The 12603-nt window shown below is 33.7% G+C and carries 8 protein-coding genes; all 8 read right to left on the bottom strand.

What is annotated here, in order from left to right:
• Positions 1-60: 60 nt before the first annotated feature.
• Positions 61-1170, bottom strand: coding sequence for a chorismate synthase (gene aroC / locus BMY18_RS13075; RefSeq protein WP_092454749.1), 1110 nt, complete (start codon positions 1168-1170; stop codon positions 61-63).
• A gap of 146 nt (positions 1171-1316) precedes the next feature.
• On the bottom strand, positions 1317-2279 hold the full coding sequence (locus BMY18_RS13080) for a D-isomer specific 2-hydroxyacid dehydrogenase family protein (protein WP_092454751.1): 963 nt from the start codon (positions 2277-2279) through the stop codon (positions 1317-1319).
• 28 nt (positions 2280-2307) lie between these two features.
• Positions 2308-2565, bottom strand: a complete 258-nt coding sequence (locus BMY18_RS13085; RefSeq protein WP_092454753.1) for a hypothetical protein — start codon at positions 2563-2565, stop codon at positions 2308-2310.
• Between the two features lie 267 nt (positions 2566-2832).
• On the bottom strand, positions 2833-4083 hold the full coding sequence (gene eno / locus BMY18_RS13090) for a phosphopyruvate hydratase (RefSeq protein WP_092454754.1): 1251 nt from the start codon (positions 4081-4083) through the stop codon (positions 2833-2835).
• Between the two features lie 350 nt (positions 4084-4433).
• Positions 4434-7958 carry a pyruvate:ferredoxin (flavodoxin) oxidoreductase gene (gene nifJ / locus BMY18_RS13095; protein ID WP_092454756.1) on the bottom strand — a complete coding sequence of 1175 codons (3525 nt, stop codon included), beginning with the start codon at positions 7956-7958 and terminating at the stop codon, positions 4434-4436.
• Positions 7959-8205: 247 nt separating this feature from the next.
• A complete protein-coding gene (locus BMY18_RS13100; protein WP_092454758.1) occupies positions 8206-10821 on the bottom strand; it encodes an ABC transporter permease in 2616 nt (871 codons plus the stop codon).
• Positions 10821-11501, bottom strand: coding sequence for an ABC transporter ATP-binding protein (locus BMY18_RS13105; protein ID WP_092454760.1), 681 nt, complete (start codon positions 11499-11501; stop codon positions 10821-10823). The genes BMY18_RS13100 and BMY18_RS13105 overlap by 1 nt, the downstream gene beginning before the upstream one ends.
• A gap of 92 nt (positions 11502-11593) precedes the next feature.
• Positions 11594-12601 (bottom strand): sensor histidine kinase, encoded by a 1008-nt coding sequence (locus BMY18_RS13110; protein ID WP_092454762.1) that lies wholly within the window; start codon positions 12599-12601, stop codon positions 11594-11596.
• Positions 12602-12603 lie beyond the last annotated feature (2 nt).

A 12603-nucleotide genomic window follows, 5' to 3' on the forward strand; every position in this document is an offset into this window, starting at 1 on the left:
ATTATCAACCAAAATTTTATTAAATTTCTATATGATTTATAATGATTATGACTATTTCTACTATTCTTTTCTATTAAAAAAATCCACAATATCATCAATTTTTGATGTCATTCCAATAAATATCATATCTACTAATGAAATTGCTGCCATAGCCTCAACCACAACCACGGCTCTAGGCACTATGATTGGGTCATGACGGCCTTTAATTGATACTTCTATATTATCGCCCTGTCTATCGATTGTACTTTGTATAGCGGCAATTGAAGGTGTAGGTTTTACTGCTGCTCTAAATATAATATCAGTGCCATCGGAAATTCCACCTAGCACTCCACCTGCATGATTACTCTCTTTAGAAACATTACCATCAGTGTCACATCTAAAGTGATCATTATTAATTAAACCTGTAACTTTAGCTGCCTCAAATCCATCTCCAATTTCAAATCCTTTGACAGCGCCAATTGACATAATTGCTTTTGCAAGATTCGCATCCAGTTTTTCAAAAACAGGTTCACCAATTCCAGGTATCATATTCTTCACTACACACTCTATGATGCCACCTATTGAATCTTTGTCACTCATTTTCTGCTTAGCATATTCAGCAACCTTTTCCGCAGCCTCCTTGTCAGGCATCGAAAAGGGATTACTTCTTGCATCTACCATGGAAAAATTTTCATAATCAATCTCGATATTGCCAATTGATTTTGCATAGGCTGTGACAGTAATATTAAGACTTTCAAGAATCTTAATCGCAATTGCTCCTGCCGCAACTCTACCAATGGTTTCTCGTCCTGATGAACGACCACCACCTCTATAATCTCTAAATCCATACTTCTTATCAAATGTATAATCAGCATGTCCAGGCCTATAATAATTAGAAATTTCGGAATAGTCAGATGAACGTTGCGTTTTATTATATACAATCATTGAAATTGGTGTACCAGTTGTTTTGCCTTCAAAAATACCGGACATAATTTCAACAGCATCGTCTTCGCTTCTTTGTGTTGCAAATTGTGACTGTCCAGGTTTTCTTCTATCCAAAAACTTCTGGATATCTTCTTCACAAAGTTCAATTCCAGCAGGACAACCATCAACTACTACTCCAAGTCCTTTTCCATGAGATTCCCCCCATGTACTTATCCTAAATATTTCTCCAAATGTAGAACCTGCCATACAATTCATTTCCTTTCACTACAACGCTTTTGATGTTTTTATCTTTATATTATACTTCAAGTTGCAATTGAAGTAAATTATTATTTAACGCTTATGTAATTATGTATTTAACACTTACGTCAATTATTAGCTCGTAGCAAACTATATTATTTATTTTTTTCGGAATTCTCGATGCAGCTAAGTATTGAATTTTCAACCATATCGCTTACGGCCTGATCTGTATAAAAAGCAGTATGTGGCATTACAGTAACATTAGGGAAGGACTTCAGAATTGCCAATTCCCTATTTTTGATAGGTGTATATTTAAAATCATTGTAAAACACATCCGTTTCATTTTCTATCACGTCAAGTGCTGCTGCACCAATTTTCCCATTTTCAATTGCATCTATAAATGTAGCTGTATCAATAAGAGCTCCTCGCGCTGTATTTATAATTACTACTCCTGTTTTCATCTTTGCAATGTTTTCTTCATTAATTAGATGATGATTTTGTGGAGTAAGTGGAGTATGCATTGTGATTACATCTGAATCTCTAAAAAGAGTATCCATACTCACATAAGTCGCCAGCTCTTTTACACTTTCTTTTTCGTGAAAATCATAAGCGATTATCTTAGCTCCAAATCCGCTTAGATTCTTGATTACTGTCTCTCCAATTCTTCCAGTCCCAATAACACCCACGGTCTGATTTCTGAGTTCTTTCCCCTGTATCCCTTTTAAGGAATAGTCTTGTCCGATAGAACGTTCCAAAATATGCTTTGCTTTTCGATTGGCCATTAAAATAAGCATCACGGTATATTCTGCTACACTATTTGGTGAATATGAAACATTACCAACTCCTATCCCTATTTTATGTGCATAGTCGATATCAATATGATCATATCCAATTGTTCTTGTTGAAATGAATCTCACTCCAAGCTCTTTTAACTTTTCTAAAAGTTCTACATCTACTTTTGTAGTTATTATGCTAATGCAATCACAATCTTTTGCAAACTTTGCTGTTTCAAGCGTTGGTGGTTCACTAGTATATATTACATCTACATTATATTGCTTTTCAAATCTATTAAAATACTCTATTTCATCAGTTCTATAGCTAAATACTGCTAACTTCATATTTGTCGCCATTCCTTATTAAATTATTTTAGTATAATTTGATATCTGCTTGTTCTATATCTACTTCTATTCCTAATTCAGCCGAAGACATATTCTTACTGCAAATCGCCACATGATCCATATATGCAACAAATAAATCAACCATATCGACATTGTATTCATTTGAACATCGTTCAAGTTCTGGTTTTATCACTTCTGCAATTTTAACATTTGAATTACTCATTTGTTTTTCAAGTACATATTTATCTATTTCTGCCAATATTTTTCTTCTTAGTTCACCATCCATTTTAGTCGTTCCTTCCTTACATAAATTATGGTAATGCTAACACAATCTCACTCTATTGTAAAGTCAGTCCAGCTGTATTTGCGTTTGTTTCTGTCCAGCTGTATTTGCGTTTGTTTAAAAGGTCAACCGCTGTCTTTAAAATTTTCAAAAAAATGGCTCATGGTTTTCGTCTGAAAACTATGAGCCGTTTTGTTCACTTGTTTTAACAATAAATATAACTTATTTGTTTGATGTTTTATTGCACTGAATATTTATCACCTTAATCATTTATATTTTCAAAGTAAACTCTTCTTCAATCCTTAACAGTCTATTATACTTTGCCGTTCTTTCACCTCTACAAGGAGCTCCAGTTTTGATGAACCCTGTATTTAGAGCAACTGCAAGATCTGCAATTGTTGTGTCTTCTGTTTCTCCAGATCGATGTGAAACAATTGATTTGAACCCAAATTGCTTTGCAAGTCTTATTGCGGATATTGTTTCAGACAATGAACCGATCTGATTTGGCTTGATTAGAATTGCATTTGCACATTTATTTTCAATTCCTTTCATGAGTCGCTTGTTATTCGTTACAAACAAATCATCACCTACCAACAAAACCTTATTGCCAACCCTTTTCGTGATTGCCTTCCAGCCATCCCAATCTTCCTCATCAAGTGGGTCTTCTAACGAAAATATAGGATATTTTTCTACTATTTTCTCCCAATAGTCAACTAACTCTAATGTCGTATATCGTTGCCCCTTCTTAGGCAATAAATAGCCATTTTCACTTTTCCATTCACTTGAAGCTGCATCTATTGCAATCATAAAATCCGACTTGATTTTATAACCTGCTTCTTTAATTGCTTCAATAATTAATTCAATTGCTTCTTCCTCATTATTTAAATCTGGTGCAAACCCGCCTTCATCACCTACCGCTGTTGAAAGTTTTTTTGACTTTAGAATTTTTGCTAGCTTATGATAGACCTCGCTACACCAACGAAGTCCTTCTTTAAAACTACTCGCCCCAACTGGCATTATCATAAATTCCTGAATATCTATATTATTGCTCGCATGCGCACCACCATTTAAAATATTCATCATTGGAATGGGCATTGTATTTCCGGAAATGCCACCCAAATATCGATACAGCGGTATTTTGATAATGTTAGCTGCTGCATTTGCACATGCGATTGAAACTGCAAGGATTGCATTGGCGCCTAATCTTTTTTTATCATCTGTTCCATCTAAATCAATCATCATTCTATCGATTATTTGCAAATCACAGACATTTACATTTGCAAGGAGATTTGCTATCTCTTTGTTAATATTCTCAACGGCCTTTAGTACTCCCTTGCCGTCATATCTGCTTTTATCATTATCTCTTAATTCCAAGCTTTCAAAATACCCTGTTGACGCACCACTTGGTACCGCACCAATTCCCACAGTGCCATCATATAATGTAACTTGCGCCTCTACTGTTGGATTTCCTCTTGAATCCATAATCTCTCTACCTTTTAATTCTTTAATAAATGCTTCCATTTTTACGAATTTCCTCCTATTTTTATTTCAATAGACATATATAAGTCCCTAACCCACCGCTTAAGCTTTTCTAAGAAGCGGGAAACTTTTCAGTGTAGTTAAATTAGATATTAATATTTTTGGAAAAAATACTCGAATTTATTCAGAATTATGCTTATTTTTGTTATTTCATTATTATTTATAAGGATTTCTTAATATGGAACCGTTAATTTATATAGGTACTAATATAATTATGAATAGGTTGAATAAACTGCAAAAAAGTCCCGTGCTTCTTAACGAAGCATGGGACTTTCATATGCAATCAATTTACATCATATAACTTATATCTTATTCGTGTATCTTAATAATTATTATAAACTTCTCTTTGTAAGTGCTTCGAATTTTTTCTTAGCATCAGCTGCAGCTTTATCAAATAATTCTTCTGCTCTTTCTGGATTTTGTCTCTTTAAGTTGATATAACGATTTTCATTCATAATGAAATCTTTATATGCAACTGTAGGTTCAGCTTTGCTATCAAGAACGAATGGATTTTGTCCTTCTTCTTCTCTTCTAGGATCAAATCTGAATGTATTCCAGTAACCTGACTGAACTGCTTTCTTTTCTTCAGCTTGAGCACTTTGCATACCTGTTCTGATACCATGATTAATACATGGAGCATAAGCTATGATAAGTGAAGGTCCGTTGTAACTTTCAGCTTCTTTAATTGCTTTGAGACACTGATTCATATCTGCTCCCATTGATATCTGAGCAACATATACATAACCATAAGTCATTGCAATAGCAGCTAAATCTTTCTTCTTAACATCTTTACCAGCAGCTGCAAATTGTGCAATTGCACCCATTGGAGTTGCCTTTGATGATTGTCCACCAGTATTAGAATATACTTCTGTATCAAATACAAATACATTAATATCTTTCCCACTAGCAAGAACATGATCTAATCCACCGAAACCGATATCATAAGCCCATCCGTCACCACCGAATATCCATTGTGATTTCTTTGAAAGGAAGTCTTTTTGTGCAAGAACTTCTTTCCCTTTATCACAACCGCAAGCTTCAATTGCTGCTACTAACTTGTCAGAAGCTTTACCATTTTCAGAACCATCTTCATATGTTGCAAAATATTCTGCAATTGCAGCTTTAACATCAGCTTTATCTGTAGAAGCATCGATAGCTTCTAATTTTGTCTTTAATGAAATTCTCATTGCATCCTGAGCAAGTTTCATACCATAACCAAATTCTGCATTATCTTCAAATAATGAGTTAGCCCAAGCTGGACCTTTGCCTGCTTTATTTACTGTATAAGGTGTTGAAGGTGATGATCCTGCCCAAATTGATGTACAACCTGTAGCATTTGCAATATACATTCTATCACCAAATAACTGTGTAACAAGTTTTGCATAAGGTGTTTCTCCACAACCTGCACAAGCTCCTGAGAACTCAAGTAATGGTTGTTTGAATTGGCTTCCTTTTACTGTTGTATCTTTGAACTTTTCAAATACTTCTGGTTTTTCAGCAAGTGTTTTACCATAATTAAAGAAGTCTTGTTCTATCAACTGTGATTCTAAAGATTTCATAGCAAGTGCTTTTGCACCCTTCATACCTGGGCATGTAGCCTGACATGAACCACAACCTGTACAATCAAGTGCTGATATTGTAATTGCGAAGAAGAATCCTGGCAAACCATTTAATGGTTTGAATACCATTCCTTCAGGTGCGTTGTTCTTTTCTTCTTCAGAAGCTACGACTGGTCTAATAACTCCATGAGGACATACATATGAACAGAAGTTACATTGAATACAGTTTTCTGGAATCCAATTTGGAATATCTACAGCAATTCCACGTTTTTCGTAAGCTGCTGTTCCTTGTGGAACTGTACCATCAGCGTTCTCAAGAAATGTTGAAACTGGAAGAGAATCACCCATACAAGCATTGATTGGTTTTTGAATCTTATTAACGAAGTCAAGAACTTCCTTAGTTCCTTCTGTAGCAAAAGATGTGATATCCATATCTGGAGCATCTTTCCATTCAGCTGGAACTTTGATTTCAACTACTTCGCCAGCACCTCTTTCAATAGCATCATGATTCATCTTAACGATATCATCACCCTTTTTGCTATATGACTTAGTTGCTGCATCTTTCATATACTTAACTGCTTCTGCTTCAGGAATAATGTTAGCAAGTTTAAAGAATGCTGCTTGAAGGATAGTATTAATACGTCCGCCAAGTCCAATTTCTTTACCAAGCTTAAAACCATCAATAGTATAGAACTTAATATTATGTTCTACCATGTATCTTTTAGCTTGTCCTGGGATATGCTCAGCAACTTCTTCTGGGCTCCATGAACAGTTAAGAAGGAATGTTCCACCATCTTTAATATCCTGAATCATATTGTATCTAGTCATATATGATGGAGTATGGCAAGCAACAAAATCAGCTTTATCGATTAAGTAAGTAGCCTTGATTGGCGCTTTACCAAAACGAAGATGAGATATTGTAATACCACCTGATTTTTTTGAATCATAATCAAAATAAGCCTGAGCGTACATATCTGTATGATCACCAATAATCTTAATTGAGTTCTTATTAGCACCAACTGTACCATCAGCACCAAGTCCCCAGAATTTACAGCTTTTTGTGCTTGCTGGAGTTGTGTTAGGATTTTCTTTTCTTTCAAGTGAAAGATGTGTAACATCATCATTAATAGAAATTGTATAGTTTTTCTTGTCTTCATTTCTAAATATTGCAATTACATCAGCAGGAATTGTATTCTTAGATCCAAGACCATAACGTCCGTTAAGAACTTTTACTGCCGCGAATTCTGTATCTCTGATTGATGCTATAACATCCAAGAATAATGGTTCACCAATTGAACCAGGTTCTTTTGTTCTATCAATTACATTGATTGTCTTAACTGTCTTAGGCATTGCAGCAAGTAAATGCTTTGCTGAGAATGGGCGGTAAAGATGAACTTTGATAACACCAACTTTTTCTCCAGCTGCAATTAAATAATCAATTGTTTCATCAATTGTCTCACAGATAGAACCCATAGCGATAATAACTTTATCTGCATCAGGTGCACCATAGTAATTAAATAACTTGTAATCTGTACCAATTTTGGCATTAACCTGATTCATGTAGTCTTCAACGATATCAGGAACGGCATCATAGTATACGTTACAAGCTTCTCTAGCCTGGAAAAAGATATCAGGATTCTGAGCTGTTCCTCTAAGAACTGGATGCTCAGGATTAAGTGCACGAGCTCTAAATGCTGCTATTGCATCAAAATCGGTCATATCCTTAAGATCTTCATAATCCCAAGTTTCTATTTTTTGGATTTCGTGTGAAGTACGGAAACCATCAAAGAAATGTAAAAATGGAATTCTACCTTTAATTGCAGCTAAATGTGCAACTGCTCCTAAATCCATAACTTCCTGTACACTATTGCTACAAAGCATAGCGAAACCTGTCTGACGACAAGCGTAAACATCTTGATGATCTCCAAAAATTGATAATGCATGACTAGCCAAAGCTCTAGCTGATACATGCATAACACCTGGTAATAATTCACCAGCAATTTTGTACATATTAGGAATCATAAGTAAAAGTCCCTGTGAAGCTGTATAAGTTGTCGAAAGTGCACCAGCTGTAAGCGTGCCGTGGAATGAACCTGAAGCTCCACCTTCTGATTCAAGCTCTACTAATTTTACTGTGTCTCCGAAAATATTCTTTCTTCCTTCGGTTGCCCATTGATCTGTATAATCTGCCATAGGTGATGAAGGTGTTATAGGATAGATAGATGCTACTTCTGTAAATGCATATGATACATGTGCTGCTGCAGTATTACCATCCATAGTTTTCATTTTTCTTGCCATTAATGTATGCCTCTCTTTTCTATATATATTATTTTAGAAAATTAACATTTCCAATACAACCTATTTTAGTAGTTTTTTACCAAAATGTAAAGTCATTATTAAATAAAATACATAATAGTTTGTAAATTTATGGTAATATTTTCTACATTTTTCACAAAATATATTTGTATTATTTATAATATTAACGAAATAATACAATATAATTCTTTTTCTTAAGAAGAAGTTCAAAATAATGATTTAAAATGATTTATAAATTTTCATTTTTAAGTGCATCAATTGGATTATCCTTCTTGATTTTCCTCATTGAATATATCATTGTAGCAAATACTACTGCAAATACGCTGAAAATTGCAATTCCAATTGCACTCCAAGGAAGTGTAAATGGCATTTCATAGCCACTATTTATACTTTTATATATATAGTAAGTAATTGCAATCGAAACTGGCAATCCAAGCAATAATGACTTCACGCCATATAATATGCACTCAAAATTCATCATTTTGTTAAATCCTCTTTTTGTCATTCCAACAGACTTAAGCATCGCAAATTCCCGTCTTCTAAGAAGTATATTCGTAGAAATTGTATTGAACACGTTAGCAACTGATATTAGAGAAATCAATGTAATAAATCCATATGCAAATACTTGAATAATAAAAATCATATTTTTGCTATATTCATCTTCCTTTGCAAGATCATATAATCTATTTACTGGCAAATTGTTATCTTTTAATATTGTCTTTATTTTCTCAGCTACACTATCATGAGTATTTGTAGCGACATAAATAGCTGGTGGATTATTGAATAGATCACTTTTATAAACCGTACCAATCATACATTGAGGGATCATAACAGAAATTGTATTTCCATTATTTGAATATACTCCCATTACCAATTTATCTTTTGATAGACCGATATTAAGTTCAATATCTTCATAACTGATATTTTTTCCTTGATCATCAAATTTAGATAACTTTGCTATAATTTTAACTTTATCTTGCTTAAGCATACTAATATTGCTTGTTTTTCCTGTTTCACTGTCTTTTATTTTCATATTAGATGACGCAATCAAAACTGACTTTTCAGGGTTCATATATTTGTCTTTACTAAGATTATTATCCTTTAAATATTTTTCAAAGCTAATATCATCTATGCAATTTATATCAACCGAGACAGTATTCAACACTCCATCTTTATTCACACTCTTATATTGTCTCATATATTCGTCTGAAAATATTTCATTGGATACTGAAAGCTCTCCATATATCTGCTTTACTGAAGATACATTTTTAACACCGTCAAGCTCAGATATTTTTTTAGTAAATTGCTCAATTGACAAGTCATTACCCTTGATTTCTGATTGTACGTTGTAATAGCATATTTCGTATCCATTTGTACTCAATGTACCTGAAGATGCCTCTAGCACATACATGCACAGTGAACTTGCAGTGATAAATAATACTACACTCATAAATAATGATATTACAGTCGCTCTGTATTTTTTCTTATTTCTTCTAAAATTCTTTTGCGCAAGCGCACCCTCAAATCCAAATACTTTATAAATCCATTTATGTGTTTTTAGCTTTTTACTATTCATTTTAATATCATTAGACTGCTGAATCGCTTGTATCGCAGTAACCTTCATAGCCCGCTTTGATGGTATCCATGCTGAAATCAGCACTGTAACAATGGCAGTAACAACTGCAGCTATTATTGCCCAAAAAGATACTTTTAATGTCAGCGGAACTGATCCTGCAAACATTCCTGTCACCATAAGTGCTAATCGATCTTTAATCAATAATAGTGTGATTCCAATACCAACAATACCAAGTATAATTCCTAATGGAATTCCTATTATACTTACAAATAATGCTTCAAACAAAACACTTCTAGAAATCTGTCTTTTGGTTGCTCCTATCGAAGATAATAAGCCGAACTGTTTGGTTCTTTCACTCACAGAGATTGCAAATGCATTATAAATCAGTAATACCGAACCTCCCATTATTAATAATATGACGATTAATAGGATACTTCCGATTGCTATATTATAAGCGCTCGATTGTGTAACACCGAGGAATACAAGCACTCTAGAATTATATTCTGTATTTATATTTTTTAATTTATACTGCGAAAGAAATTCACTCGTATCTTTTGGGTTTTTCAATTTGAAATATGAATTATAAAGATAGGAATCAGTTACCGTTTTATCCATTACTGTAATGGCAGTATATCCCGGTGCTGAATATTGTTCGAAAGTAGGACGTTCATAGAAACCAACTACTGTATAAGTTCTTTCTTCCTTTACAATGAATTCCTCATTATTAGAAGTACCGTCCTTTGTATTATAGGTTCCATTATCTTGATCAAGATTCTTACCATCTAAAACCCTTTGTCCAATTTCTAATTCAAGGATATCTTCTAATTTGTTCTTAATTCCACCATTTTCAAACAGATGATTTGGAAGCATGATTTCACTAGAATTCTGAGGAAGTCTTCCGCTTGTAATATGAACAGCTACTGATTTTTCAAATGCATTATCAATTCCAATCACATAAAGATATGGCTTATTTTTATTTGTAGAATCCTTTAAAATTGAATATCCAATGTTTTGAGTGGAAGTCACTTGTGATATCTTATCATTCGCGTTCAATTTATCGACTTCTTTTTTTTCTACAGAATGAATTGCCCCATACCAATCACCACTTTGTGCGATTGCATTTTGAAGCAAGCAATTTTGCATGCTTGATGTAAATGTAGTGACCGCTGTGATTAAAGAGGTTGAAAGCATAATTCCTACTATTGTAACGATAGTCCTGGTTCTGTTTTTTGCTAATGTCTTTAGGGTTACTTTATTAAAGATATTCATTAACGAACCACCTCATCTCTGGTGATCTTTCCATCTTCAATTGCAATAATTCTATCCGCTTGAAGTGCAATATTTTCATCATGCGTGATTATAATTAATGTCTGGTTATACATTTTATTAGAATTTTTAAGTAGCTCTATAATATCTTGGCTATTCTTGGAGTCAAGATTTCCAGTTGGTTCATCTGCAAGCATTACTGCTGGTGAATTCATCAACGCTCTTCCGATTGAGACTCTTTGCTGTTGTCCGCCTGAAAGTTGATTTGGCAAATGATTTTCTCTCCCCTTAATCTGTAATACTTGAAGCAATTCTTCTAATCTTTCTTGATTTACTTTTCTGCCGTCCATTAAAACGGGAAGTGTAATATTCTCAGAAACATTTAATACAGGAATCAAGTTGTAGAACTGATAGATCAGGCCGACTTCTCTTCTTCTAAATATTGCAAGTTGCGTATCATTTTGCGCATATACATCTTTTCCATCCATAAATACTTTACCACTCGTTGGGTTATCAACTCCACCTAATATATGTAAAAGGGTTGATTTTCCAGATCCTGAGGGGCCAATAATCGCAATAAATTCGCCTTTTTGAACCGTAAATGAAACATTGTCAAGTGCCTTTACTTGGTTGTCACCTTTTCCATATATCTTTGATAAATTCTCTACTTTTAAAATCTCCATTTTTGATTCCTCTCATATTGTTATGTCATACTGCTATTATATCTTTTCAGAGTGACACCTCAGTGACTCAAAAATAACAAAAACGTCACTTTCTAAACAATTCCCTTATAGAATCGAATTGTAAATTTTGCTCCTATCGCTTGATTATTCTCAACTTTAATTGTACCATTCTGTCTAGCCACAATCATTTTCGCGAGCGCCAATCCTATGCCAACACTTTGACTACTAGAATTTTTCCCTTTATAAAACCGTTCAAACACATGTGGCAAATCTTCTTTTGCTATACCAACTCCATTATCTATAATCATAATTTCTGAATATATTGCATTTTCCTCTGCACTCACTAATATTTGTCCACCCTTTGGTGTATGTTCCATACAATTTTTTAAAATATTTCCGATAGCCTCCACAGACCATGCCAAATCCCCTTTAAAGGTAATCTTAGGTAGGATTTTTGACACAAATATCTGATCCCTTAGATCCATAGGAATTGCTATTATACTTGATGCTTCTCTTATCAATTCGTCTACTTTTACTACTTCATTTTGAAATTCCACTGTCCCTGCATCAAACTTTGACATCTTTAGTAGCGTTGTAATTAACCATTCTACATGCGATAGCATTCTCATCAGTTCACTCGTCAGTTGCATTCTGCGTTCATCTTCAATATCTAGTTCAGACAACAATGATGCAATTAAATTAATCGATGTTAATGGCGTTTTTATCTGATGGGAAATATCTGCAATTGAATCTGTCAGATATACCTTATCCTTCTTTAATGTAGTTGCCTGTTCCCTTAACTGAATCGTCATTTTAAATATCTGACTTTGTAAAATTGCCAATTCGCCTTCTGCATAAGAGCTCAAATCATACTTATCCTGTCCATGTAAAATTTCATTTATTTGATCACTTAAATCAGAAAGTTTTTTATATCGAAAAAAATCTGCCATTAAATGCACAGACGAAAATATAACGCTTAATGCTACCGCAAATATTGCACATCTCATATCTATCCAAAATCCAATACCAAAAGCAACAAACGTTATTAATATATATATAAATGTTGTTTTTTTTATCTCTGGATTTCTAAAAAATTTCATTT

It is taken from the genome of [Clostridium] fimetarium (genome assembly GCF_900111235.1).
GTDB classification, from domain to species: Bacteria; Bacillota; Clostridia; order Lachnospirales; family Lachnospiraceae; genus Clostridium_N; species Clostridium_N fimetarium.